Below are 25,350 nucleotides of genomic sequence, written 5' to 3'. Positions count from 1 at the left end.
GATCGGTCTATGCTGGCGGCAGCGGCGCGAAATGTCGTTTCGCGCGCGTTTCCCCCGATACAGCGGCGGCCGGCAGTGGCATGGGCCACCTTTGGGCCACCTGCTGGACGTTGTACCCGCAAGAACCAAGGAGCCGAGACACCCGTGCCGCACGCGACCGAGCTGATCGCCATCATCGCCCTGGGCTTGGTGCTCGCCTTCGTGTGCGGGATGGTGGCGCAGCGCCTGCGGCTGCCGCCTCTCGTCGGCTACCTGCTCGCGGGCGTGCTGGTCGGCCCCTACACGCCGGGCTTCGTCGGCAACAGCGAGCTCGCCGGGCAACTCGCCGAGATCGGCGTGATCCTGCTGATGTTCGGCGTCGGCCTGCATTTCTCGATCGGCGACCTGATGGCGGTGCGGACCATCGCGCTGCCCGGCGCCATCGTGCAGATCGCCGTGGCGACCGCGATGGGCGGCGCGCTGGCGCTTGCCTGGGGCTGGGGTCTCGGCGCCGGCCTGGTCTTCGGCCTCGCGCTCTCGGTGGCAAGCACCGTGGTGCTGCTGCGGGCGCTGGAGGAACGCGGCCTGCTCGACACCGACAAGGGCCGCATCGCGGTCGGCTGGCTCATCGTCGAGGACCTCGCCATGGTGCTGGCGCTGGTGCTGCTGCCGGCGCTCGCCCCCTCCCTCGGCGGCAAGACGGAGGAGGCCGGGCACGGCGCGGCGCACGCGCTGACCGAGCTGATCGGCGGCCTCGTCGGACGCGGCCTCGCCGACAGCATCTGGCTCACCCTGGCGCTCACCCTCGCCAAGGTCGCGCTCTTCGTCGCCCTCATGCTGGTGGTGGGCCGCCGCTTCGTGCCCTGGCTGCTCGATCAGGCCGCGCGCACCGGCTCGCGCGAATTGTTCACCCTGGCGGTGCTGGCGCTGGCGCTCGGCCTCGCCTTCGGCTCGGCGGAGCTGTTCGGGGTCTCCTTCGCACTGGGTGCCTTCTTCGCCGGGATGGTGCTCGCCGAATCCGACCTCAGCCATCAGGCCGCGGCCGATTCCCTGCCCCTGCAGGACGCCTTCGCGGTGCTGTTCTTCGTCTCGGTCGGCATGCTGTTCGACCCCGGCATCCTGTTGCGCGAGCCGCTTTCGGTTCTGGCGGTGCTCGGCGTGATCCTGCTCGGCAAGTCGCTGGCGGCGGTGGCGATCGTGCTCGTCTTCAAGCACCCGGTCGGCACGGCGCTGACCATCGCGGCGAGCCTCGCGCAGATCGGCGAGTTCTCCTTCATCCTCGTCACCCTCGGCCTGTCGCTGAAGCTGCTGCCGACCGAGGGGCGCGACCTGATCCTCGGCGGCGCGCTGCTCTCGATCACCCTCAACCCCCTCGCCTTCATGCTGGCCGCGCGCGTCGAGGCCTGGCTCGCCGAGCGGCCCGATCTCGCCCGCCGCTTCGAGCGGCACGGCGCGGACGCCATTCCCGTCTCCGAGGCCGGCCGTCCGCATCGCGGCCACGCCGTCGTCGTCGGCTATGGCCGGGTCGGCAGCAGCATCGGCAAGGCGCTGGCGAGCTGGGACCTGCCCTTCGTGGTGATCGACCGCGACCGGCGCCGGGTGCTGGAACTGCGCGAGGCGGGCATCGAGGCGGTGTTCGGCGACGCCCTGGCGCCCGGCATCCTGGACGCCGCCGATATCGGCCGCGCCCGCCTGCTGGTGAGCGCCACGCCGGATTCGCACCAGGCGCGCCGCCTCGTGGAGATCGCCCGCGAGGCGAACCCGAAGATCGACACCCTGATCCGCACCCACAGTGACGCCGAGCGCCGCCGCCTCGAGGAGGGGAAGGTCGGCCTCGTCCTGATGGGCGAGCGGGAGCTCGCCTTCGGCATGACCTTCTACGCCCTGCGCAGCCTCGGCCTGAAGGAGGGCGAGGCCCGCCTGTTCGTGGATGCGAGCCGGGCCGAGAGCCGCGCCGAGCCCCCTGCCGAGACCGAGATCGCCCAGAGCACCCCGGAACTGCGCCCGCACAAGGCGGAGGCGGCCGAGGGGTAGGGCCCGCGGCGAGCCTCAGCTGAACAGGGTGTCCTGGGTGAGCCAGGCCGGATCGATCGGCGTGTCGGCATCGACCGGGTCGGACGCGGGCGCGGGCCCGTCCTCGCCCCGCACCAGCCGGTCGGTCTCGCTCCGCTCCAGGTCGCGCAGCTGCTCGGCCAGGAGCTGGAGGTAGCTCGCCGCCGCAGCGGCACCGAACACGGTGGCGAAGGTCTCGTGCGCCACGCTGGCCATGGTCTCGATCACGGCCTGGGGCGGTGCGCCGTTCTCGACGGCCGCGTCGAGGACCTGTCGCCAAGCGCGGGCGAGCTGATCGCGGAGTTCGAGGGTGTCGTCCAAAGGCTCGGGCTCCGGATCGGGGCCGGCTGGGCATCGCCGCTAGGAAGCCTTGCACCGCCCGCGAAGTCAAATCGTGGGCGGCGCCTCGCGCTCCGCGGTGGCCAGGGAACCTACTTCGCGCCGCAGCCGATGCAGATGCCCTTCTGGATGCGGTCGTCATCCTTCATCTGCGGCGTGCGCTCGGTGCGCTCCTCGCGCGTGCCGGCACCGGTCCCCGCGGCGGGAGGCATGGTGCGGCCCACCGAGGAGGTGTTGGGGGCCGTGACCGTCGAGGCCGGGCCGCCGCCGGTCCCGGTCTGGGCCTGGGCGAAGGCGGCTGCGGGCGCGGCGGCCACGAGCGCCGCGAGCCAGAGGACGGGAGTGGGGCGGAACATCGGTACATCCTCCTGCGAGAGCGCCCCGCACCGCGGGGGCGCCGGCCCGGCCCGGAACGGCGAGGCGGGCCGGACATTTGGGGGCCGTGCCCGACCAAACGCGGGAAGGCGGCCCAGGTTCGCCGGATCGTGAGCGCGGTTCCACCTTTGCAGATGCGGCCCGCGCACCGTATCAGGGCCCGCCCTCGACCAGCCCCGCGCCCTGAAGCCTGACCCGGAGCCGCCACCGCGATGCGGGACCCGAACGCGATCGATTTCTGGCGCGGCCTCGCCCTGGTCACGATCTTCATCAACCACGTCCCGGGCAACACGTTCGAGCGCTACACCTACTCGCAGTACGGTGTCTCGGACGCGGCGGAGCTGTTCGTGTTCCTGGCCGGCTGGTCGATCGGCATCGCCACGCGCGGGCGCGACGGCACGCCCGAGCCCGGCGGGCGGAGCGTCCTGCGCCTCCTCTCGCGCACCATCGAGGTCTACCGCGCGCAGCTCACGGTGATGCTGATGGCGCTCGCCATCATCGCCGGCACCGCGCTGCTGCTCGACAACCCGCTGATCCTGGAATGGCACAATGCGGGCGGCTTCTTCGCCGATCCGATCCAGACCGTGGTCGGCATCGTGCTGCTGACCCACCAGCTCGGCTTCTTCAACATCCTGCCGCTCTACGTGGTGCTGCTCGGGATCGCGCCGCTCTTCGTGCTGATCGCGCGGCGCAGCCGGGCGGCGGCGCTGACCTTCTCCGGCGGACTTTACCTGCTGAGCCTCGTCGAGGAGTGGAACCTGCCCTCCTGGCCGGGCCAGGGCGACTGGTTCTTCAACCCCCTGTGCTGGCAGCTTCTTCTGGTCCTCGGCTTCGTGCTGCAGGACTGGAACCGGGAATCGGACGCCCTGCGCCGCTGGGCGCGGCGGCTGTTCCCGCTGGGCGTCGCCCTGGTGCTTCTGGGTATCGGGTTGTCGTTGTTCGAGATTCGGCCGGATCCGCTGCGGGTGCCGGAGCCGCGGCTGCTGTTCACCTTCGACAAGACCTACCTGACGCCCGCGCGGCTGATCCATTTTCTCGGCGTTCTCCTGGCCTTCGGGCCGGTCTACGGCCTGATCGCGCCCTGGATCGGATGGGTGGTTGCGTATCTGACGCGGCTGGGGCGTAATTCACTCGCCGTTTTCTCTATGGGTTCAATACTGAGCCTCGGCGGGCAGCTCTTGCGTTTCTGGACGGGCGGCGGCTTCCTGACCGATCTGTGCATCCTTTGTCTCGGCCTGCTCGCCCTGGGCTACACCGCATGGTTCGTCGAATGGCGCTCCCGCAAGCCGCGACCCCGGGTCTGACGCGACCGCGCCGCCTTGAGGCCCGCCTCAAGGCGCTCGCGCTCCGCCTCAAGGCGCTCGCCCTCTGCCTCGTGGCGGGCGCCGCGCTCGCCGAGGAGGCGCCCTCCCGCCCCGCCCCGCCGGCGGTGGTCTCCCCACCTGCGGCGAGCGAGCCCGGCGATACCATTCTCTCGCCCGAGTGCCGGGTGCCGGGCTCGCAGCTCTACACCCTGGCCAAGCTCGGCGCGGTGAAGGCCGCGCTGAAGGAGAAGCGGCCGGTCCGCGTGCTTTCGATCGGCGGCACCTCCGCCGGGCTCGGCGCGTCGAGCACCTATCCGGTCAAGCTCGAGACGGCGCTGGAGCGCTCGCTGCCCGACGTCGACGTGGTGATCGAGGCCCGCGGCCTGCCGGGCGAGATCGCGGGGGAGGCCGCCGAGCGGCTGCGCAGCATCGTGGCCGAGGTCGAGCCCGACCTCGTGGTCTGGCAGGTCGGCACGCACGACGCCCTCGCGCGGGTCGAGCTCTCGGCCTTCGCGGAGGCGCTCGACGAGACCGTGCGCTGGATCAAGTCGCACGACATCGACGTGGTGCTGGTCGATCCGACCTACACCGCGAGCCTCGCGGAGGACGCCTACTACACCAGCATCGTGAACGCGGTGCGCGAGGTCGCCGTCCGCGAGAAGGTGCCGCTGGTGCTCCGCTACGAGGCGATGCGCTACCTCGCCGGGCGCAGCGACAAGAGCGGCGAGGGCCACATGCTCGGGCGCCAGTTCCGCATCAACGATCTCGGCCTGCGCTGCATGGCCGAGCACGTCACCCGTGCCATCACCCTGTCCCTGCTCCAGCCGGAGACGACCGGGGGGACGAAGGAGCCCCCGGCGCTCAAGGCCGAAGGCAAGGGAGACGGAACGGCAGACAAGGCCGAGCCGAGGCCCGGCGCCCATTAACCGGCCCGCAAGCCCGGCCCGCTAAGCGGAAGGGCTGGCTCCTCGGGCGCGGGACGGACATGGCGGCGCGGCTCTCCATCGGCACGGCCCTGCGGCGCCTGCGCGCGGCGCGCGCGGGCGCGGCCGGGGCCGCCCTCTCGGTCTTCCTCATCCGCATCGGCTCGGCCGGCTTCGCCTATGCCGCCCAGGTGCTCGCCGCCCGGCTGATGGGCTGGGAGGAATACGGCGTCTTCGCCACCGTCTGGGTCTGGACGGCGATGCTCGGCCACACCCTGACGCTCGGCCTGTCGCAGGGGGCGAGCCGCTTCCTGCCGGAGGCGCAGGGGCGCGGCGACCTCGCCGAGGCGCGCGGCTACCTCGCCGCGGGCGCCCTCGCGACCCTCGCGGCCGCCGCCGGCACCGCCCTCCTCGGCCTCGTCCTCATGCGGGCGGCCCCTGCCGTCCTCGCCGAGCCCTACCGCGCGCCCCTTCTGATCGCGGCCCTGGTCCTGCCCCTCTTCGCGCTCCAGGACTATCTGGAGGGCGTCGCGCGCAGCCAGAACTGGGCGGTGCTCGCCATCGCGCCGCCCTACCTGCTGCGGCAGGTGGCGATGATGGGCGCGCTGCTCGCCGCCGTGCTCGCCGGCGCCCCGGCCCGGGCCGAGGTGGCGATGGCCTGCATGCTCGGCGCCGCAGCCCTCGCCACCGCCCTGCAATCCGTCCTGCTGCTCGCGCGCCTGCGCGGCGCGCTTGCCCCGGGGCCGCGCCGGTTCGACCTGCGCAAATGGCTGCGCGCCTGCCTGCCCATCGCCGCGATCGACCTCGCCACCGCCGGGTTCGGCTTCGTGGACGTGGTGGTGCTCGGCTTCCTGATGCCGCCGGCCGCGGTCGGCCTCTACTTCGCCGCCACGCGCATCCAGCAATTCGTGGTCTTCGTGCATTTCGCCGCCACCGCGGCCACGGCGCAGCGCTACAGCGCGGCCCGCGGCGACGGGGCGGCGCTCGCCGGCCTGGTGCGCCTGCAGGGGCAGGCCACCGCGGCGGCGACGCTCGCCGTCGCCGTCGCCGTGGTCGCCGTGAGCCCCCTCCTCCTCGCCATGTTCGGCTCGGGCTTCTCGGAGAGCGTGCCGATCCTGGCGGTGCTCGCCGCCGGCAGCGTCGCCGCCAGCCTGTTCGGCCCGGGCGAGGACCTGCTCACCATGCTCGGCGGCGAGCGGCTCTGCGCCGCGATCACGGTGGCGGCGCTCGGCCTCGCCGCCCTGCTCTGCCTGATCCTGATCCCGCAACTCGGCGTGATCGGCGCCGCGCTCGCCATGGCCGTCGCCACAGTGCTGCGGGCGGCCGCCCTCGCCAACGCGGCCCGCGCCGTGCACGGCCTCGCGACGCCGGTCTGGTCGAGCCTCGCCGGAGCCGCCCGATGAGCGCCCCCTCCCCTGTCGCCGCCCATGGGTTCGAGATCGCGCTCACGCCCCTCGCGGCGATCGACGGCGCGGCCTGGGACGACCTCTTCGCCCGGGCGCGCGACACCCACCCCCATTTCAGCCGCCACGTCCTCGCGGCGCATGGCGCGGCGGCCCTCGCGCCGACCGACCTCGCCGCCGTGACCGTGGCCCGGGCCGGGCGGCTCGAAGCGCTCCTGCCCTACCGGACCGCCCGCGACCTCAGCGGGCTCGGCGCCCGCGTGGCCCGGCCCTTCCTGACGCCCTTCATCACCGCCACCGATCCGCTGCTCGCGGCCCGAGGGGCGGCGATCGATGCGGAGGCGGCCGACGCCCTGGTCGCCGGGCTCGCTTGCGCCTCGGGCGGCGGCGCCTGGCGCTGGCCGCTGCTGCGCCTCGACAGCCCGGCCGGCACGGCGATGCGCGCGGCGATGGACCGGGCCGGCTGGTCGCACGGCCCCGTCGCGACCTTCGCGCGGCCGGTGCTCGACCGCCGCGCGAGCCTCGATGCCTTCCAGGCCGGCCATCCGAACCGGAGCCGACTGAAGGATCTGCGGCGGCGCACGAAGCGCCTGTCCGAGAGCGGCGCACTCCGCCTCGACAGCGCCAGCGGGGGCGCCGCGCTGGCCGCCGCGGTGGAGAGCTTCCTCGCCCTGGAACGGGCGGGCTGGAAGGGCGAGGCCGGCACCGCCATGGCCTGCCGCCCGGCCACCGCCGCCCTCGCCCGCGCGCTCTTCGCGGAGGGCACCGGCCCCGTCACGGCCCGCGCCGACAGCCTGACCCTCGATGGCCGGCCGATCGCGATCAGCCTGGCCCTCGTCGGATCCGGCACCGCGACGCTCCTGAAGACCGCCTATGACGAGACGCTCCGCGCCCAGGCCCCCGGCCTCGTGCTCGAAGCCGAGATCGTGCGCGCCTGCCACGAGACCCGCTTCGCCGACCGGCTCGATTCGGCGACGCTCGCCGGCTCCGCCCTGGAGAGCCTCTATCCGGAGCGCGAGACGCTCGCCGAGATCATCGCCGTCCCCCCCGGCGCCGACCGCCTCTCCCTGGACCGGCGCATCCGCCTCGCCCGCTTCGAGCAGAGGGCGCGCGAGGCGGCCAAGACGGCTTTGCGGCGGCGGTAGGGGTCGCAATGGGCGCTCGATGGCGCCTATCCCTGCCCCGCCGCGGACCTCGCGACGGCCGGCCGCCGCGCGCAGCCACTGCGGTGGTCAGGCGCTCACGAAGTCGCCCGAGCCCGCCCGCGCCCAGCGCCGCGCCAAACCGACGCCGATGCATTCGGCAAGCCCGAGCTGTTCCAGCTTGGTGCAGGCCGCGAGGGTGGGGCCGACCCGTTGCGTGGTGGGCAGCTTGGCGCGCCACCTGACGACGGTCGCGCTGACGAACTCGCCATCCAGGGCGCGCAGCACGGCTTGCTCGATATCGGAGAGGCAACGGAGAGACGCGTCGGCTTCGGCCTCCGGCCCGTCGAGGATCTGGGCATGCATCGCCATAGGGGCCGGCTCCGCACTGGCTCACAAGAGCGGCGCACCCGTTTCGGGGCGCGCCGCAAGTTGGAAGTGGACCCTTCAGGAAGGTGCGGCGTCAGCCTAGCCGTCTGGCATACATAATACAAGAGATCGGATCGAGGCTGTGCGCTGGCTCGGTTCGGCGCTTGGCGCATCATGCGGAGCTACGTCCGGCCCCTCCCGGTCGTTCGAGCTTGCACCTCGTAACGACTGGATGATTATAGGTAAATAGTCTTCGAGCGTGACTTCAGGTCAACCACGCTCTCGATAAATCTTGACTCATGCCGGAGCTCGCCGCATATAAACAATAAACAGCCGATGTCATAAAGTAATTCAAGTGACATATTTTATATTCTATAAGAGGAATTTCTCCAATGCCGCACAAAATGAATGTTGCAGAGGAAAAGGTCAAAGGAATCAGCAAATACGTACACCCCACGAAGAAGACAACGGAATGTGTTTCTTTTGTCCAGCAGGTAACAGATGTTGGAGCGACAACGACGTGGACGCGAGGAAAGCAAATATGGGGTGCTAAGGAGCAGTTTGAAAAATACATTGCCATCGCTACTTTCGATGGCGTTCCGCCTCATTATCCGACCGACGACAAAGGAAAACATGCCGCCATTTACTTGAGTCATGATGAGAATGGAATCGAAGTCCTCGATCAGTGGGCTTCTCAAAAACAAGTTCTAAGGAGAAAAATTAATTTCAAATGCGCAGAAGGAACCAAAAGGAGCAACGATGGCAAGACATTTTATGTTATTGAGTAATTTGGCCTTCTCTATCTTTGCGTTTTTCGCACTGAATAACTCTGCTTATTCGAAGGAAGAAAAAAGGTATGAGACATTAATATGCAATCCAGCTTTTGCCAGAAAGGTGCCAGATAGATGGCGCGGCGTAGGACCACTCAAAGCTTCACGTCTTGTATCTATGTCGTTGTTCTCAGGTCCGCCCGAACAACTTGCTTCGCTTGCCCCAGATAACGATTCGGCAACGCGTCCGCAGTGGAAAATGGACCCCGCAACAAGCTACTGGGTGACCTGCAATTACGAGCACGCAATTATTGCGATACCTGTTCCAGCTGGAGCAACAACCTGCGCGTTCGAATACAAAGCGAGACCAGCCCGCAAATTTCTGGATGGGGCATCCGGCCTTTGCCGATGAAGGTGGACATAGGGCGGATCAATCATGGCAAGCAGCAGGTCCGCCGTACCGAGCCCGGTTCGCGGCACTGTTGCAGATATCAGGCGCCGGCGAAACTTTGCCAAGCACCTGAATTGACAGGGCTTCGTAGAGCATGGATTCCTTCCGGTCCATCTCCAGTACAGCCAGCGCCCAGCATGCTCGCCCTGAAGACACGCCTGTGGCGAGCCGAGTACAAATGGCGTGCATTACGCAGCTGCGCTGTCCAATCACCGAGGATCTTCGTCATCGGAACCTGTCAGGGCGGTGCGGTGGCGCGCGTGATGCGTCATCTCTTGCCTGAAGGACGAATCGACTTCGTCTCGGTCTACGAGGCGATGCGCCGGTTTCCCCGGCTGAACGACCTCATGGCGCATATCGACGGCTACGACGCCGCCTTCTCGTCGGGTTCCTGAAGGCGACCGCCGGCGCCTGACCGCCGCTCGGCGCCCGGATCGGGACGCTCAGGCCGCCCCGATCCGCTCCAGCCACTCCGCCTCGCTGATCACGGCGACCCCGTGCTTCTCAGCCTCCTTCAGCTTGGACCCGGCGCCGGGCCCGGCCACCACGAGGTCGGTATTGCCCGAGACCGAGGAGGCGACCTTGGCGCCGAGCCGCTCGGCGGTGGCCTTGGCCTCGTTGCGGGTCATCCGCTCCAGGCTGCCGGTGAAGACCACGATCTTGCCGGCGAGTTCGCTATTCCCTGACGCCACAGGCGCCTCGGCCTGGGCGAGCGTGACCTCGGCGAGCAGCGCCTCCACCGCGTCGCGGTTATGCGCCTCCGCGAAGAAGTCGATCAGCGCGTCCTTGACCACGTCGCCGACATCGCTCGCGCCTTCCGCGAAGCCGAGATAGGCGGCGCAGGGGCGCTCGCGGGCGGCGCGCAGGAGCGCGGCATCGAGGGCCTCACCCTCGCCGAAGGCCGCGACCAGATTCTCGCGGGCGGCAGGACCGAGCCCCTTCACCGCGCCGGGCGGCAGTCCGTCCCCCGGCTCGCCCGCCTCGGCGCGCGCCGCCACGTGGTCGAGCAGCGCGTCGCGGGCGACCGAGCCGATGCGGTCGACCGCGTCGAGGGCGAGCCAGCCCTCGCCGGGCCGGCAGGCGGCGGCCGCGTCGACCGAAGCGATTAGGGCGCGCATGTCGGGGAAGACCTTGGCGAGCTCCTTGGCCGTCACCTCGCCGACATTCGGGATGCCGAGCGCGAACAGGAGGCGCGGGAAGGCGACCGTGCGGCGCGCCGCGATCGCCGCGAACAGGTTCTCGATGGCGAGCTGGCGCTCGCCCTCCTTCTTCTTGGCGGCCTTGACCGGCTTCAGCGTCTCGCCGGCCGCGCGCGCCGCCTCCTCCTTCTGCCGCGCCCGCGCCTCGGCGAGCGCCCGGCGGCGCGCCGCGAGGGAGGCTGCCACCTTCTCGAAATCGAGCCGGAAGATATCCGCCGGCTGGCGCACCAGGCCGTCCTCGAACAGGGTCTCGATATAGGTCTCGCCGAAGCCCTCGATGTCGAAGGCGTTGCGCGAGACGAAGTGCTTCAGGCGCTCCACGGCCTGCGCCGGGCAGATCAGGCCGCCGGTGCAGCGGCGCACCGAATCCGGCTTCTTGGTGCGCGGGTTGAAGGCCCGCACCGCCTTGCTGCCGCAGGCCGGGCAGGCCTCGGGGAAGGCGTAGGCTTGCGAATCGGCCGGGCGCTTGTCGAGGACGACGTCCATCACCTTCGGGATGACGTCGCCCGCGCGCAGCACGATCACCGTGTCACCGACGCGGATGTCGCGGCCCTCGCGGATCGGCTCGCCGTCGCCACCTACGCCCTTCACGTAGCCCTCGTTGTGGAGGGTCGCGTTCGACACCACCACGCCGCCCACCGTCACCGGGCGGAGCTTGGCGAGCGGGTTGAGCGAGCCGGTGCGGCCGACATTGATGTCGATCCCCTCCACCACCGTGAAGGCTTCCTGCGCCGCGAACTTGTGCGCGAGCGCCCAGCGCGGCGAGCGCGAGACGAAGCCGAGCCGGCGCTGCAGGGCGAGGTCGTCGACCTTGTAGACGACGCCGTCGATGTCGTAGCCGAGATCGGCCCGCTGCCGCTCGATCGACCGGTAATGCGCCAGCATCGCCGCGATGTCGGCGCAGCGCACGCTGAGCGGGTTCACCGGCAGGCCCCACTCCCGGAAGCGCGCGATGACGCCGGATTGCGTGCCCTCGAAGGCGGGCTCCACCGCGCCCCAGGCATAGGCGAAGAAGCGGAGCGGCCGCGCGGCGGTGATCGCCGGATCGAGCTGGCGCAGCGAGCCGGCCGCCGCGTTGCGCGGGTTGGCGAAGAGCGGCTTGCCCTGGGCTTCCTGGCGCGCGTTGATCGCGGCGAAGTCCGCATGGCTCAGATAGATCTCGCCGCGCACCTCGCACAGCGGCGGCACCCCCTCCCCCACCAGCCGCTCGGGGATGTCCCGCACCGTGCGGGCATTGGCGGTGACGTTCTCGCCGACCTCGCCGTCGCCGCGGGTCGCCGCAGTGACGAGGATGCCGTCCTCGTAGCGCAGCGACAGGGAGAGGCCGTCGATCTTCGGCTCGGCGGTGAAGGCGAGCGGCTCGCCCTCCGGCCAGTTCAGGAAGCGGCGCACGCGGGCGGCGAACTCCTCGACCTCCGCGTCGGCGAAGGCGTTGCCGAGCGAGAGCATCGGCACCGCGTGGCGCACCTTGGCGAACTTCTCGGAGGGCTTGGCGCCGACCGAGGCGCTCGCCGCGCCCGTGCCGGCGAGATCGGGGAAGCGCGCCTCGATCGCCTCCAGCCGGCGGCGCAGCGCGTCGTACTCGGCGTCCGTGATCTCGGGCGCATCCTCCTGGTGGTAGAGCCGGTCGGCCTCGGCGATCTGCTCCGAGAGCGCGGCATGCGCGGCGCGCGCCGCCTCGGGCGTCAGATCCGGCTCGAGGTCCGGGATCGGCGGAGCGGGCTTCCTGGCGGGCATGGCGGCTCGGCTGTCTGACGGTCGGCCGCCTCTATGGCATGCTCCGGCATGCCGGGCGAAGCGCCCGCAGCCCCGGTCTCCACGCTTTGCACGGGTGGTCGATGCTTGCGCTCCGCGTGCCGGCGCCCGATCCTGACCCGCCCTCACCGAGCCCCCCGCCCGTGCGCCCCCTCCACTTCCCGCCCCTGCCGGCCCGCCCGTGAGCCCCTGGACCGCGGCCGAGCCCGGCCGCCACGCGGGCACGGGCGTGTGGAGGATCGACCTCGCCCGCGCCGAGGCGGACCTCGCGCGCTGCGCCGAGGCCCTCTCCCCGGACGAGCGCGCGCGCATGGCGCGCTATCTGCGGCCCGAGGATCGCGCCCGCTTCGCGGCGAGCCACGCCGCCCTGCGGCTGATCCTCGGCCGGGCGCTCGGCCGCGACCCGCGGGCGATCGCCTTCGTCCTCGCCCCCGGCGGACGGCCGGAGCTCGCGGGGGCGGGGCTGTCCTTCAACCTCTCGCATTCCGGGCAGCGGGCCCTGGTGGCGCTCTCCACCGAGGCGCCGGTCGGCGTCGACGTCGAGACGCTCCGCCCCCTGCCCGACGCGCTCCGCATCGCCCGCGGCCATTTCGCGCCGGACGAGACCGCCTCCCTGGCCCGGCTCGACGGCCCGGCCCGCGAGGCGGCCTTCTTCGCCCTGTGGACGCGGAAGGAAGCGGTGGTGAAGGCGCTCGGCGCCGGCCTCGCCCTGCCGCTGACCCGCTTCAGCGTCAGCCTGCCGCCCGGCCCCCCGCGCCTGCTGCGCCTCGATGTCCCGGGCGCCCCCAGCACCTGGACCCTGCACCATCTCGAGCCCGGCCCCGGCACGGTCGGCGCCCTCGCCGCGGCGGCTCCCGTGAGCGATCTCACCTGCCGCGCCCTGCCCCCCGACTGGCCGGATCTGCTGCCCTGACGGGACCGATTCCGACGCGGGCGCAAAAAGGATCCCTCACCCCGCTTGCGGCCCGGAAAAGGCACCGCTATAAGCCCGCTCGCCGGCAACGCCCGGCCTTCGGAGTGTAGCGCAGTCTGGTAGCGCACCACGTTCGGGACGTGGGGGTCGCAGGTTCAAATCCTGCCACTCCGACCATCATCAAGGGCAGAGCGGGTCCCGATTACCGCAGCCCAGCAAACTCCCTGATAGATATGCTGATTTTCGCCCTGGCTCGCAGGATCTAGCCTGAGCGCTGCGTCACGGTCGAAAGCCTGCCACCGGCGATCTCGTGAACGCGGTCGCCGTCCGCGCATTCCCATCCGCGCGTCGTCCCGGGCGGACGGGCTCGGACGCGAGGGAGCGCGTCGAAGCAGCCGCCCTACCTGAACCTGATCCCGCGCCTCGGCGCCGACATGCGGAGGGTCCGATGCGCGGCCTGTTCCTCGCCCTCGCAACCCTCCTCGCATTCGCCTCGGCGTCGCCGGCGGAGGAGACCGCGCTCGGGCCGCCGGGCCCGCGCGGCGATGTCTCCGTCTCGACCCTCCGGCCCACCGGCGCCGCGAACGCGGCGACGCTCGCGGATGCGGCCGTGCTCAACGGGATCAACGCCCTGTTCCATGTGCCGGTCGCCAGCGTGGTCGCCGGCCTCGACGTGGCGGCCCCGATGCGGCAGGCCGTGGCCGCGGCGCGCGCCGCCGGGCGGCCGCTCATCATCCCGAGCGTGGCCGGAGGCGCCTGCTTCCGCATCGGATCCAGCCTCGACATCGCGCGCGTCGAGATCGTCGGCGCCGGCGGCTGCGTCACGACGAGCGCGCCGACCGACCTGTTCGTCACCACCGACACGCTCGCCAAGGTCCACGATCTCACGATCCTGCACGACGGCCCGGCCGGGCGCGTCTTCGCGCTGAATCATGACGCGCACGAGATCTACCGGAACCGGATCACGGCACGAAATGGCGCCAACCCCGACCCGGTAATCGAGTTCACGGCAAGCAACGTCCATATCCACGACAACAGCATCACCAACCTGCGCCCGGGCGCCCTCACCTGGCGCCAGATCCGCAACGACCCTGCGCGGATCTCGATCAACAACCAGGTCATCCGCAACTCCATGGGCGGAACCGGGTCGGGCGGCTGGATCGGCGACAGCGGCACGGCGGCGCGGCCCGAGGGCACCCTCGTCGCCTTCAACGAGTCGGTGCTCACCGGCGGCCCGTTCCTGACCCTGTCGTCGGTGATGTCGGCGCGGGTCTTCGGCAACATGATGGACCAGAACGACGCCCGGGGCGCCCTGCGCTTCGAGCCCGGTGGCTATGGCGGCTACGGCATCGACGGCGTCCTGGTATCCGGCAACTACATCTCGGCGGTCGGAGGCAAGGCGAAGGCTCCGGCCATCCAGAATCAGGCGGGCCGGAACGGAGCCGTCGCCGGGGGCGTGCGGTTCATCGGCAACGACATCGCCTTCGGGACGATGGGCGCCAGCCTCGTGCCGGGGATCACGGCGAGCTTCGTCGGCAACTACATGCATGGCCACGCCGCCGGGCATTGCGTGCAGTTCTCCGACGCCGCGCTCCTGGGCACCGTCGATCTCGGCCCGGCCGACCAATGCCCGGGCAAGAACCATCTCCTCATCACCGGCCATCCGCTGGCGGGCGCGACGCGCTCGACGAGGCTCGGGACCTACGCGACGGCGACCGGCGGCGGCTATCTCAGCATCGCCCACGGGCTCGCCGCCATCCCGACGAAGTTCAAGCTCGGCGCCTCCGCCTACGGCGCGGGGGCGGCGGCCATCTCCGGCGTGTCCGTCTTCGTCGTCTCGGTCGACCCCACCAACGTGGTCGTCGCCGTCACGCCGACCGGGATCAGGAGCCAGGGCAACATCGTGGTGACGCTGGAGAGCGAGCTCTGATCCGATAAGCGAGCCCCAGCGCGCCTTCCGACCCCGACGCGCGCGATCAGGCGCGACCTGGATTGGTCGCGGCGATCGCAGCCGCCACCGCACGGCGGAGCCGGCCAAGGTCGACGACGTAGGACGTCGAAGCCTCGACCGTCCGCTTCGGCGAGACCTGGTTGATCACGATCTGGTCGCGGAGGGCCGCGATCGACATCTGGAGCTGGTTCTCGGGATTCAGGCAGACGACGCAGGCGTCGGCCGGGCTGAAGATCGTGTTGTGGAGACCGGACCCGCTCTCGCCGACGATGATCCGCGCCCGTGAGAACAGAGCGATCTGCTCCTCCCAGGGCAGCTCTTCGGGGGCGATGGTGGTGAAGCCGAACTCGGTCATCAGGTCGACGACCTGCTCCTCGTTGGCGATCGTTCGGCTGTAGCTCGTACTCCGGTCCCGGAAGGCGCGGCGGGTGATGTAGAGGCGCTCGGCCGGCCGTGCCGAGGCAGCCGCCGCCGCGACATGCGGGTGAGCCAGGAGATGCGAGACGAAATCGTTCATGCGCGGGTGGAAGTAGTGGTCGTTGTGCAGCAGGGACGGCACCACGCAGCTCGAGAGCTTCAGCACCTCGTTGTTGATTTCGTGCCAGAGGATGTTCGTGACGCCGAAGAAGCGCTCCATGATCGACAGGGCCCAGGCGGGCGTGCCGCGCGGGACGATGATGCTGAAGCTCGAGAGATCGCCGAGGAAGCGCTGGCAGAGCCAGAGCTTGGGCAGCATGTCGACCAGCCAGTGCCCGTAGATGCGATAGGCGTTGGAGACGAGCACGATGCAGGGCCTCTCCACCGCCGTCCTGCCCAGCTCCGGCTTCAGATCCCATTGCCGGCCGGCATCGACATCGTGGGCGACGTAGGTCGGGATCAGATCGAGACCGTCGAGCAGAAGGCCGTTCTTGAAGATGAAGCCCGGCCCCATCATCTCGACATCGTAGCAGAAATAGAGGCCCAGAGGTCCGACCACCGGGGCGAGGCTCCCCAGTCGATTGTAATGATCCTCCGTCGGATCCGCATCCGCGAGCGCAAGCATGCGCGTCGGATTGACCGCAGTCTCTCCGAAAATGATTGCCTTGTGCACGCCGCTCGACAGAATTTCATCAGTCGATCGGCCGGAGCAGCGCCAAGCCGTCCCGCCCTGGTAGCGTGCGAATTCCATCATTGCCCAATTTGCTTCAAAACGGACCTGAAAATCGATTTCTTCAGGGAGTTTTCTACCAAGATCCAGCGAGCCTGCAACCATCCTGCGGATCGATAGAACACTCTACCTCTTGAACGCCAAGATCGGGATACCCGCCGGCCTGCCGGGCCTGCCCCGACAGAAGTCGCGTCGCCGCTCCGAGGACATGAATCCCGGACGGCAAGAATGGCGCATCCGCGAGGCGGTCGACGGGGCATCCGTGCCGGCAGGGACTGGATCGTCCGGCCGATCGATCACGCCTCCGCCGCGCTGCCGATCAGGTTCGTGGTCCGGCCGCGCAGCGCCTGGACGCTGCGGTAGCCGACCGAGGCCGCGACCTGGCGCGGAGCCTGGCCGTCGGCGGCGAGCGCCAGGGCGCGCACCACCCGGGCCCGGGCGCGCCACTGCCCGAAGCTGAGACCCGTCTCGCGGCGGAACCCGCGCGTCAGGGTGCGGCGGCTGACGCCGGCATGGTCGGCCCATTCATCCAGGTCGAAATCGGAGGCCGGATCGTCGATCAGCCCGAGGCAGATCCGCCGAAGGCGGGCATCGCCCGGCAGGGGCAGCGTGAGCTTGGTCTCCGGAGCGCGCCGGATCTCGTCGAGCACCAGCGCCGCCAGATGGCCGCCGCGCCCGGCCTCGTCGTAGAGCACCGGCTCCTGCGTGAGGGCCGCCAGCGCGGCGGCGAGCAGCGGCGAGACCTCGATGACGCGGGCGCGGGCGGGAAAGCCCGGGATGGCATCGGCCGCGAGATAGGCCGTGCACATCGAGACGTCGCCGTGCATCGCCACCGCATGCGGCAGGCGCGGCGGGATCCAGAGGGCGTGGCCCTCCGGCACGACCCAGGTGCCGTCCTCGGCGGTCGCCATCATCAGGCCGGCGGTGGCGTAGAGGAGCTGGGCGCGCGGGTGGAAATGCCGGTCCGTGCTGCTGCCGGCGGCGAAGGATTTCGGCATCACCGCGACCGCGCGCGGCACGTCCTGGTAGTCCTCGGCCCGGATCGAACGCATCGCGCTTGCCGCACCCCGCTGATCTTGACCCGATCGCGTACACCTTCGGCCCGACGCCGTCCAACGGGTCATGTAGACAGGGACCAGACACGCCGAGAAGCCCGATGGCCGCCGAACCCCTGCCCCGCCGCACCCTGCGCTTCGTCAACGTGGCGCACGCCCTCGATCATTTCGTGCTGCTCATCTACCCGACCGCCGTCATCGCCATCGCGGCGCAGACGGGCCTGGGCTACGGCGAGCTGATCGGGCTCGCCACCGGCGCCTTCGTGGCCTTCGGCCTCTGCTCGCTGCCGATGGGCTGGCTCGCCGACCGGTTCGGGCGGCGGACCATGCTGGCGATCTTCTTCTTCGGCTACGGCCTGTCCTGCCTCGGCGTGGCGAGCGCCGCGAGCCCGACCGCCTTCGCGGTGTGGCTCTGCGTGCTGGGGCTCGCCTCCGCGATCTACCATCCCGTCGGCTCGACCATGCTGGTGACCCATGCCCGCCGCCTCGGCCGCGACCTCGGCGTGAACGGGGTCTGGGGCAATTTCGGCGCGGCCACCGCCTCGGGCGTCACGGCGCTCCTGGCGGCGGGGCTCGGCTGGCAGGCGGCCTTCGTCGTGCCCGGCCTGTTCTGCCTCGCCTGCGGCGCCGCCTTCCTGGCCCTCGTCCCCGGCGACGGCGACGGCGCCCGCGGCAAGGCCGGCGGCGCCCCGGTCATCCCGGTCGCGCGCCCGCTGCCGCTGCTCCTCGTCTTCGCCTTCGCCATCGTGGCGGGCGGCATGACCTTCAACATCACCACCATCGCCCTGCCGAAGATCGTGGACGAGCGCGTCGGCGACGGGCTGCCGCTCGCCCTGATCGGCTCGGTGGCGACCCTCGTCTTCGTGTTCGGCGCCCTGACCCAGCTGCTGATGGGCCGCCTGATCGACCGCTACAGCCTGCCGACGCTCTTCCTCGGCCTGTCGATCCTGCAGCCGGTCGGCCTCGGCCTGTCGATCCTGCAGCCGGTCGGCCTCGGCATCGCGGCGGCGAGCACGGGCGTGCCCCTCCTCCTCGGCCTCGTCCTGACGATGGCGGCCCTCTACGGGCAGGTGGTCATCAACGACGCGATGGTCGCCCGCTACGTGCCGCCGGCCTTCCGGGCCAGGGCCTACAGCGTGCGCTACTTCCTCGGCTTCACGGTCAGCGGCTTCGTCGTGCCCATGATCGCCCTGATGCACGAGCGCGGCGGCTTCGGGCTGGTGCTCGCCATCGCCGCCGCCTTCGGCACCGTCATCTTCGCCTCGGCCCTCGGCTTCTACGGGCTGACGCGCCTGGATGCCGCCCGCCAGCTCGCTCCCGCGGAGTAGGGGCAGCGATCACTCCGGCCGGGCACGGAGCGGCACGTCCGGCCGCGGATCCGGCCGGAAGCCGTCGCGGTTCGGCATCCGGACCGCGGCCAGCGCGGCCGCATCGAGGACGGTGTCGTCCGGCACGAGGCCGTTCAGGTTCAGCACATAGGCCGAGACCGCATAGACTTCCTCGCTCGTCAGCGATTGCGGCGCGTTCAGCGGCATCGCCCGGCGGATGTAGTCGAACAGCGTCGGCGCGTAGGGCCAGAAGCTGCCGACCGTCTTGAGCGGCTTGCCCGAGGCCAGGCTGCCCTGGCCGCCGACGAGCCGCTCGCCGCTGCCGCCCTCCCCTTTCGCCCCGTGGCAGCCCGCGCATTGCGCCGCGAAGAGGGTGCGGCCCTGCGCGACGCTGCCGCTTCCGGGCGGAAGCTTGCGCCCGTCGCGGTCGATGTCGATGTCCCAGGCGGCGATCTCGGCCTGGGTCGCCGGGCGCCCGAGCCCGTAGCGCGGCCCGGCCTGCGCGGCCGCCGCGAGCGCGGCGAGAGCAGCCGCGGCGAGAACCCAGCGGGACCCGTGCCCGACCGCGAATCCAGGCCTTCGCCCCGGCGCGCCCTCACGAGCCGACGCGGAATCGACCTCGGCGGAGCGCGCTCTAGGCCTTGAGGAAGCCATTGGTGACCTCGCCGCTCGCCGTGATCCGCCACGGGATGATCGCGTTGTTGTGGTAGAACGACTTCACGCCGCGGACCGCCGTCAGCTCGGCGAAATGCGGCTGCACGTAGCCGGTTTCGTCGGTCGCGCGGCTGAGGATGGTCGTCGGCGCGCCCTCCCAGGTCCAGGGCAGGCGGAAGCGGGTCAGGGCCCGGGTGAGGACGGGCGCCTGGAGCTGCGCGACCGTCCAGCTCTGGCCGTCATCCACCGAGACCTCGACCTGCGCGATGCGGCCCCGGCCGCTCCAGGCGATGCCGGTGATCTCGTTGAAGCCCCTGGCGATCCGCTGCGTGCCGGACGGCCGGGTGATGATCGACTTCGCCTCCATCATGAAGGTGAATTGCCGCGCCGTGCCGTCCGGCATCAGGTCGGTGTATTTCGAGGTCTCCTCGCGCGAATGGGCAGGCTCGGCCGTCACGTTGAGGCGGCGCAGCCATTTCACGCTCATATTGCCCTCGAAGCCGGGCAGGAGCACCCGGAGGGGGTAGCCCTGCTGCGGGCGCAGCCGCTCACCGTTCTGGCTGTAGACGAGCATCGCGTCGTCGAGGCACTTGGCGAGCGGGATGCTGCGCGTCATCGCGGCGGCGTCCGCGCCCTCGGCGACGACCCAGCGCGCCTCGGGCTTGAGGCCCGCCTCCTCCAGCACCGTCCGGAGGCGGACGCCGGTCCATTCCGCGCAGCTGACCAGCCCGACGAGGTCCGAGGCGGTGCGCCCGGTCATCGCCTCGAAGCCCGGATTGCCGGAGCATTCGAGGAAGTAGATCTGCGATTCCGACGGGAAGCGGCGGATCTCCGCCATGGTCAGGATCAGCGGCCGCTCGACGAGGCCGTGGATCATCAGCCGGTGCCGGTCCGGGTCGATCTCCGGAATGCCGCCATGGTGGCGCTCGTAGAACAGGCCGTTGGGCGTGATGATCCCGTCGAGGTCCTGCAGCGGCGTGCGGCTGGAGGCGGAGGTGTATTGCGGCAGGCTCTTCGGGATGTTCCGGATCAGATCCCTCTCGAAGCGCGAGGGCGACCCATAGGGCTCGCTGCCGACATCGGCGCCGGGCGCCTTCATCCATTCGGGCACGTCAGGCGGCGCGGCGGCACTCTCGGCCGCGGCCTTCTCCGCGGCCGCGTTCCCGACGACGGCGCCCCCGACCAGGGCCAGGCCCCGCCCCAGGACATGGCGCCGTTGCGGCGATGCGAGACCGTCGCGGTCCGTCCGGGCATCGCTCATGGTCCCGTTTCCTCCGAGACCGGCGCCGTCTCGCGCGGCACCGGATGCTTGCGCGGCCGGAGCCGGCACGTGTTCCGAGCGTGCAGGATTCGGCCGCCGTTGACAATCGGCGCGGGCGGGCCGGGCCAGTTGACGCTGCCCGGCGGCCGGCCATAGAGAAGACCGCCGGTCGAGAGGGTGGCAGATGCTGGGGACGGACACCGTCCGCATCGCGCAGCGGGGCTGAGTTCGCCAGCCCCCACAACGGCTTGGAAGGGTGGCCGAGTGGTTTAAGGCAGCGGTCTTGAAAACCGCCGTGGGGGCAACTCCACCGTGGGTTCGAATCCCACCCCTTCCGCCATACCCGCGTCAACCAATTGTCCCGCGAAGAAGCGTTGACTTTCAGCGGGTTGGGCGACGCCTGTGCTACAGGTCGTTGTTCCAGGTGGCCCCTCCGATAGGCCTTGAGACCCGCCTCGTTCGCCGCAAGAAGGCATCTACACGTTCCGCGGTTGGGTCCCCTTGAGCTGCGCGAGGCGGCGCTTGGTGGGCGTAGCGGGCAGAATTGGATGTCCTGAGGACCGCAGACCGGGCTCATCTCCGTGGACCATCCCGGGTTCTCCTGCCCGTCGCGGCTGAACCACGCCACCTTGCGGGCGAACGAGGCCGCCGCCCGCTGCTCCGGGGTTGCCGGGCTGCAACCCGGGACAGAGGCGAACCGACCGCGCTGCCTGCGGCGAGATCAATGTCGGCGACCAAGCCTGTAAAATTCACATGCCCCGAATTCGTAATCATGATCTGAATAGCGACCCAGCATAATAACATGTCTATATTTATTATCTGCAAGATCGCGATCCCCTCCGGATAAAATTCAACAGAGGCCGGCGGATACGCTGCATAATGAGATATTTTGTTTCTGTTTTCACAGAATTACAGGATTTATACTTAAAATAACCCACCATAATTCAAGCAATAGACTCTAAAGCTTAACTTACAGGGGTTGCAGTCACGCCACGGACCGTCTATAGACAGCTGCAGGCAAAATATAGCCACGCTATCGATGCAGACTTGTGCCTTGCGCCGAGTATTTCCATGACAATCCATAAATGTGCGGAGAGGAGACCACACGTTGAGCGGTCTTGATCTGTTTAATAAGAATAATACACGGGACGATGTGAAGAAACGCATTCTGGACCAAATCTCAAACAGCCCGAAGGCCGGCATAGGCCCCTCATGGTTCGCGGAGGTCGTTTCCGAGATATGCGTCGAGATCAACGCGATCAACGACAAGATTGCCGATTTGCAATCCAATCACGATGTATTGGAAGGATTGAAAATCCTGGACAATCGACTTGCATCAGAAATCAATCCTTCAAAAAAACCGCTCGATGCTCCCAATCGTATCAAGCTTGTTTCCAATGAGCTCTGGGATCCTGCGGACGGGTTCTACGCCGTGGAATGGGACAGCGAGGGCATCCCCTTTCGCTGGACAGGGCCGCATCGCGCCTTCCGCTTCCTCGTCACCTTCAATCGGGACGCGTCTGCACGCCTCGTTCTGACGGCCTTGTTCAGTCATGCGAAATTCGAGATGGCGAAGGTTCTGTGCCGCATCGACGGCAAGCTCGAACCTGTTCAGGTGACGGAGCTTGAGCGATCCCACGAACTGCACGCCGACGTCCCGGCCAAGCCGGGAAGCCGCACGCTCCTGGTCGAGTTCGAACTGCCCGACGTTCAGCCCGCAGCCCATCCCGATCCGAGAGTGCTCGGCATCGCGGTGCATTCACTGACGATCAAGACGCATAGTTAGTCTTTTTATAGCTTAGAAAAATAGAAACAATCGAGGTCGAGATGGGAGATCAGACGCCAGCTACGCCCGTGGTATCAGCCATTATCTGCACCTATAATCGATATGACTATCTTGAAAAGGCCGTCGGCAGCCTGTTGGCCCAGAATTGCGACCCTGCCTCGTTCGAGATCATCGTGGTCGACAATTCGCCGCCGGGCGTGGAGCGCGATGCGTGGCGGCAGACATTCGGTGATCGGGCCGGGCTGCGCTACGTCACCGAGGACATCCCGGGCTTGGCCAATGCGCGCAACGTGGCCGTGGGATTGGCACGGGGCGAGATCGTCGCATTCCTCGACGACGATGCCGAAGCGTCGCCGGATTGGATCAGCGCCTATATCGCCGCCTTCGCATCATTCGGGCCCAGCGCCCAGATCGCCGGAGGACGGATCGACCCGGTATTCGAGGCCGCGCGTCCATCGTGGCTTCATGATCGGTTGTTGACCTATTTCACGATCATCAATTGGGGCGACAGACCAAAGATATTGGACAAATCGAAATGGGTCGCGGGGGCGAACAACGCCTTTCGACGCGATGCCTATCTGATGGCCGGCGGCTGCAACGTCGCGCTCGGGCGGATCGGATCCGGCGGTAGCCTCATGTCGAACGAGGAGACCGACTTGCAGGATCGAATCCACGCGGCGGGCGGCGTGACGATCTACGTCCCGGATGCGCGCGTCACCCATCTCGTTCCGGCCGCCCGCGTCACCAGGGAATGGATCAGGCGCCGGATCATGTGGCAGGCGATTTCCGACATCGTCGCCGGCAAGCCGCTGGATAAGCCTCGCGACGAGGCGGAAAAGTCGCTCCTCGATTTCATCGCCGCCGTCCCCGCCCGCGAGCGATCGCTGCGCGCGTTCTTCTACGACGAGTCCAACCCCGATATGTTCTTCTGGCAGACGCAGGCGCTGTACGAATTGTACTCACTGACCTTGTGCCGGGGCGAATTGTTCGAGGAATGTTGAGATGGAGTTCCTCGTTCTCGCTCCGACACCGACCTGGCCGGCGAATCTGGGAGGCCGTCGCGGCATCGTATCCCTGCACAAGCGCTTGCAGGACCATGGGCGGATCCATTTCGTGCTCTACGCGGCCGAAGGGGAATGGCGGGACGGCTTCGACGAGGCCGCCTATGAAGGCATGCGCGCGCAGTGGGACTCGCTCCACATCGTCACGCCGACGCGCCCGGTCCATACCTGGGCGCTGGGCGAGGACCACCATGCCGACGAGTGGTGGGACGAGGCGATCGGAGACTATCTCAAATGGCGGTTCGATCGCAGCCAGTTCGATGCCTTCTTCGTTCACTACACCTGGCTGTCCAAGGCGCTGACCTTCGCCCCGCAACCCGTCCATAAGGTGCTCTACACCGCCGACCGCTTTGGACAGCGCCGGCAATTGTTCGAGAGCAGGGGCTTCAACCGCGAATTCTTCCATCTCGACGAGAGCGAGGAAGCCAAGGCCTGCGCGCGCGCGGACACGGTCATCGCCGTCAAGGAGCAGGAAGAAGAGTATTTTCGCAGGATCTGCCGCAGTGCCGTTCTGACGGTGCCGCATTTCGAGCCCAGGTTCAGGACCGGCTCGCCCCCCGCCTCGCCCGTCCTGAAGATCGGCGTGATGGGCGGATACAACACGATCAATCGCGAGAACTTCCTGGAGTTCATGCGCGTCGCGACGCCGATCTTCTCGCGGCATCTGGCGGCGATCGAGATCATCGTCGGCGGCGGCGTCTGCGACGCATTGACGGATTACAAGAATCCCTATGTGCGCCAGGTCGGGTACGTCGAGAACGTCGACGACTTCTATTCGATGATCGATGTCGTCCTCGTGCCCATGATCTGGTCGAGCGGCATCAAGATCAAGTTTGCGGAGGGTCTTGCGAGTTCGAAGCCCGTGATCTCGACGGCCCATGCCGCCGAAGGCTATTCGGCGCCTCATCCCTATATGCGCTGCGAGAGCTTCGAGACGCTGGCGCAGGCCTGCGTCGATCTCTCGTTCGATCGGAGCCTTCTGCCGCCTCTGGTCGCTGCAACGGCGCGGGCATGGACGGACTCGGACAGGCGCTTGAGCGTCGCCGTGGATCAGCTCCTGCGCAGCGTCAGATCCCGCGTGCCGCTCTTCACGATCCTCGCTCAGCCGAATATCGGATCGCCCGATTCCCTCGAATTCCGGCGCTTGTGGGAACTGCTTCAGTTCTCGAAAGGCGTATCCCGCTGCGACGTCGTTCTCCCCTCCGATGTGCGCATCGATCCGACCGCGCTTCGCAAGCTGAACTCCGTCTGCCGCCTGCAGATCGGAACCGACGGCATCGTCACCCACGACATCGCGCTTCTCGTGATCATGGATTGCTCGTCCACCTACGAGCAGGTCCTGGACGCCTACCATGGCGATCTGGCCGTGTTCGATGCGCCCGGCGAGGGTGGCCTCGATCTCAAGGCGTTCGCGACCGACAACCCGAACTCGTCGGTCTTCATCTTCTCCCGCCGCAACGCCTATTCCGCGCATCTCTCCAAACTGCCGAACGTGTCTTTTTACGAGACATCCCATTACTACCGGGATGCCGGTCCGGTCGTGCGTTACTGGGGGTCCGAGCCGACCTATCAGCCCGTCTTTCACATCCTCTGCGATGATCGCTCGAAGGCCCTGGCGGATGCCCTGCGCAACGTCGTCAAGCAATGGGAGTCGCATGCAACCGTCGAGATCTTCGACTTCGCCGCCGAGGACATGCCGAGCCTCGTGGAACGCTTCGGCAAGCCGAGCCGGGTCGGGGCGCGGCCCCGGCTCGTCGTCGATCTCGCTCCCGAGCGGCCATTCGGAGCGCTTCGGGAGATCTATCAGCGTTCCGCGGTTCCGGTCGTCGCGTATCTGCCGGATCAGGCTGACGATACGGCGCGGCGCAGCAGTGCCGGCCTGCATGCCTATACGCCGTCGAATGTGCTGAGATTACTGCACGACGGCATCAAGAATCACAGACGCTTCCTCACCATCGACACCCTGTCCCAGCATCGATCGCAATACATGTTCGTCAACGATGCGGGATGGACCGTCTACTGGCGGACACTTCGCTATCTGACCGACTGTTTCCGCTACGGGCTCGGCGGGACGAGGCCGATCGGATCCACCGCCGCCGCGCCCGAGGCACGGTGAGCCGGGCGGCTTGAACG

The 25,350-nt window shown here is 68.8% G+C and carries 22 protein-coding genes and 2 tRNA genes; 16 read left to right on the top strand and 8 right to left on the bottom strand.

The annotated features are described in order from the left end of the window. Positions 1 to 144 precede the first annotated feature (144 nt). The gene (locus tag MTDSW087_RS13425; protein ID WP_144764624.1) at positions 145 to 2,013 is read left to right on the top strand and encodes a cation:proton antiporter domain-containing protein; all 1,869 of its coding nucleotides are present in this window, start codon (positions 145 to 147) and stop codon (positions 2,011 to 2,013) included. 15 nt (positions 2,014 to 2,028) lie between these two features. Here the strand turns inward: MTDSW087_RS13425 and MTDSW087_RS13420 are convergent, their stop codons facing one another. Further along, on the bottom strand, positions 2,029 to 2,352 hold the full coding sequence (locus MTDSW087_RS13420; RefSeq protein ID WP_144764622.1) for a hypothetical protein: 324 nt from the start codon (positions 2,350 to 2,352) through the stop codon (positions 2,029 to 2,031). A 110-nt stretch (positions 2,353 to 2,462) separates the two neighbouring features. Beyond that, complete coding sequence (locus MTDSW087_RS13415) at positions 2,463 to 2,726, bottom strand: hypothetical protein (protein WP_144764620.1); 264 nt, start codon at positions 2,724 to 2,726, stop codon at positions 2,463 to 2,465. Positions 2,727 to 2,957: 231 nt separating this feature from the next. Between MTDSW087_RS13415 and MTDSW087_RS13410 the strand changes: the two genes are divergently transcribed. The 4 genes from MTDSW087_RS13410 to MTDSW087_RS13395 are packed head-to-tail and all read left to right on the top strand — an operon-like array spanning position 2,958 to position 7,520. Further along, positions 2,958 to 4,049, top strand: coding sequence for an OpgC family protein (locus tag MTDSW087_RS13410; RefSeq protein WP_144764618.1), 1,092 nt, complete (start codon positions 2,958 to 2,960; stop codon positions 4,047 to 4,049). Next, positions 4,016 to 4,975 (top strand): SGNH/GDSL hydrolase family protein, encoded by a 960-nt coding sequence (locus tag MTDSW087_RS13405; RefSeq protein ID WP_186383834.1) that lies wholly within the window; start codon positions 4,016 to 4,018, stop codon positions 4,973 to 4,975. Before MTDSW087_RS13410 ends, MTDSW087_RS13405 begins: the two co-directional genes overlap by 34 nt. A 59-nt stretch (positions 4,976 to 5,034) precedes the next feature. After that, positions 5,035 to 6,375 carry a lipopolysaccharide biosynthesis protein gene (locus MTDSW087_RS13400; RefSeq protein WP_144764616.1) on the top strand — a complete coding sequence of 447 codons (1,341 nt, stop codon included), beginning with the start codon at positions 5,035 to 5,037 and terminating at the stop codon, positions 6,373 to 6,375. Beyond that, on the top strand, positions 6,372 to 7,520 hold the full coding sequence (locus MTDSW087_RS13395; protein WP_144764615.1) for a GNAT family N-acetyltransferase: 1,149 nt from the start codon (positions 6,372 to 6,374) through the stop codon (positions 7,518 to 7,520). Before MTDSW087_RS13400 ends, MTDSW087_RS13395 begins: the two co-directional genes overlap by 4 nt. Before the next feature lie 87 nt (positions 7,521 to 7,607). On the opposite strand, the gene MTDSW087_RS13390 is transcribed toward MTDSW087_RS13395, so the two are convergent. Next, entirely contained in the window at positions 7,608 to 7,889 is a 282-nt protein-coding gene (locus MTDSW087_RS13390) for a hypothetical protein (RefSeq protein ID WP_144764613.1), read from the bottom strand. Positions 7,890 to 8,278: 389 nt separating this feature from the next. On the opposite strand from MTDSW087_RS13390, the gene MTDSW087_RS13385 reads away from it, so the two are divergent. The 3 genes from MTDSW087_RS13385 (at position 8,279) to MTDSW087_RS13380 (ending at position 9,502) form a co-directional block, all read left to right on the top strand. Further along, positions 8,279 to 8,674 carry a BPSL0067 family protein gene (locus MTDSW087_RS13385; RefSeq protein WP_210248286.1) on the top strand — a complete coding sequence of 132 codons (396 nt, stop codon included), beginning with the start codon at positions 8,279 to 8,281 and terminating at the stop codon, positions 8,672 to 8,674. Then, positions 8,646 to 9,068, top strand: coding sequence for an STY0301 family protein (locus MTDSW087_RS30130; protein WP_186383833.1), 423 nt, complete (start codon positions 8,646 to 8,648; stop codon positions 9,066 to 9,068). The genes MTDSW087_RS13385 and MTDSW087_RS30130 overlap by 29 nt, the downstream gene beginning before the upstream one ends. 176 nt (positions 9,069 to 9,244) lie before the next feature. Then, positions 9,245 to 9,502: a hypothetical protein gene (locus tag MTDSW087_RS13380; RefSeq protein WP_144764611.1), complete on the top strand. Its 258-nt coding sequence runs from the start codon at positions 9,245 to 9,247 to the stop codon at positions 9,500 to 9,502. Positions 9,503 to 9,550: 48 nt separating this feature from the next. Here the strand turns inward: MTDSW087_RS13380 and ligA are convergent, their stop codons facing one another. After that, complete coding sequence (gene ligA, locus MTDSW087_RS13375; protein WP_144764609.1) at positions 9,551 to 12,043, bottom strand: NAD-dependent DNA ligase LigA; 2,493 nt, start codon at positions 12,041 to 12,043, stop codon at positions 9,551 to 9,553. A gap of 199 nt (positions 12,044 to 12,242) precedes the next feature. On the opposite strand from ligA, the gene MTDSW087_RS13370 reads away from it, so the two are divergent. The 3 genes from MTDSW087_RS13370 (at position 12,243) to MTDSW087_RS13360 (ending at position 14,904) form a co-directional block, all read left to right on the top strand. Beyond that, positions 12,243 to 12,974, top strand: coding sequence for a 4'-phosphopantetheinyl transferase family protein (locus MTDSW087_RS13370; protein ID WP_238178601.1), 732 nt, complete (start codon positions 12,243 to 12,245; stop codon positions 12,972 to 12,974). Between the two features lie 100 nt (positions 12,975 to 13,074). After that, positions 13,075 to 13,151 (top strand) — tRNA-Pro (locus tag MTDSW087_RS13365). Between the two features lie 271 nt (positions 13,152 to 13,422). Beyond that, positions 13,423 to 14,904, top strand: coding sequence for a hypothetical protein (locus tag MTDSW087_RS13360; RefSeq protein ID WP_144764607.1), 1,482 nt, complete (start codon positions 13,423 to 13,425; stop codon positions 14,902 to 14,904). A 46-nt stretch (positions 14,905 to 14,950) separates the two neighbouring features. Here the strand turns inward: MTDSW087_RS13360 and MTDSW087_RS13355 are convergent, their stop codons facing one another. Together MTDSW087_RS13355 and MTDSW087_RS13350 are read right to left on the bottom strand one after the other, a co-directional pair. Then, positions 14,951 to 15,901, bottom strand: coding sequence for a glycosyltransferase family 61 protein (locus MTDSW087_RS13355; RefSeq protein WP_186383832.1), 951 nt, complete (start codon positions 15,899 to 15,901; stop codon positions 14,951 to 14,953). 467 nt (positions 15,902 to 16,368) lie between these two features. Next, positions 16,369 to 17,124, bottom strand: coding sequence for an AraC family transcriptional regulator (locus MTDSW087_RS13350; protein WP_144764603.1), 756 nt, complete (start codon positions 17,122 to 17,124; stop codon positions 16,369 to 16,371). 104 nt (positions 17,125 to 17,228) lie between these two features. Between MTDSW087_RS13350 and MTDSW087_RS13345 the strand changes: the two genes are divergently transcribed. After that, complete coding sequence (locus MTDSW087_RS13345) at positions 17,229 to 18,455, top strand: MFS transporter (protein ID WP_144764601.1); 1,227 nt, start codon at positions 17,229 to 17,231, stop codon at positions 18,453 to 18,455. Between the two features lie 9 nt (positions 18,456 to 18,464). On the opposite strand, the gene MTDSW087_RS13340 is transcribed toward MTDSW087_RS13345, so the two are convergent. Both MTDSW087_RS13340 and soxC read right to left on the bottom strand, forming a co-directional pair. Continuing rightward, a complete protein-coding gene (locus tag MTDSW087_RS13340; RefSeq protein ID WP_144764599.1) occupies positions 18,465 to 19,109 on the bottom strand; it encodes a c-type cytochrome in 645 nt (214 codons plus the stop codon). Then, a complete protein-coding gene (gene soxC, locus MTDSW087_RS13335) occupies positions 19,090 to 20,370 on the bottom strand; it encodes a sulfite dehydrogenase (protein WP_144764597.1) in 1,281 nt (426 codons plus the stop codon). The genes MTDSW087_RS13340 and soxC overlap by 20 nt, the downstream gene beginning before the upstream one ends. 250 nt (positions 20,371 to 20,620) lie before the next feature. On the opposite strand from soxC, the gene MTDSW087_RS13330 reads away from it, so the two are divergent. The 4 genes from MTDSW087_RS13330 to MTDSW087_RS13315 all read left to right on the top strand — a co-directional run bounded on the left by MTDSW087_RS13330 (position 20,621) and on the right by MTDSW087_RS13315 (position 25,333). Beyond that, positions 20,621 to 20,710: transfer RNA gene (locus tag MTDSW087_RS13330), tRNA-Ser, on the top strand. 768 nt (positions 20,711 to 21,478) lie between these two features. After that, positions 21,479 to 22,156 (top strand): hypothetical protein, encoded by a 678-nt coding sequence (locus MTDSW087_RS13325; protein ID WP_144764595.1) that lies wholly within the window; start codon positions 21,479 to 21,481, stop codon positions 22,154 to 22,156. A 41-nt stretch (positions 22,157 to 22,197) separates the two neighbouring features. Next, on the top strand, positions 22,198 to 23,157 hold the full coding sequence (locus tag MTDSW087_RS13320; protein WP_144764593.1) for a glycosyltransferase family 2 protein: 960 nt from the start codon (positions 22,198 to 22,200) through the stop codon (positions 23,155 to 23,157). Position 23,158: 1 nt separating this feature from the next. Continuing rightward, a complete protein-coding gene (locus MTDSW087_RS13315) occupies positions 23,159 to 25,333 on the top strand; it encodes a glycosyltransferase (protein WP_144764590.1) in 2,175 nt (724 codons plus the stop codon). Positions 25,334 to 25,350: the final 17 nt, after the last annotated feature.

This window comes from Methylobacterium dankookense (assembly GCF_902141855.1).
Classification (GTDB): Bacteria; Pseudomonadota; Alphaproteobacteria; order Rhizobiales; family Beijerinckiaceae; genus Methylobacterium; species Methylobacterium dankookense.
Note: the sequence above shows the minus strand (reverse complement) of the source record. Positions and strands in the feature narration are given on the sequence as shown.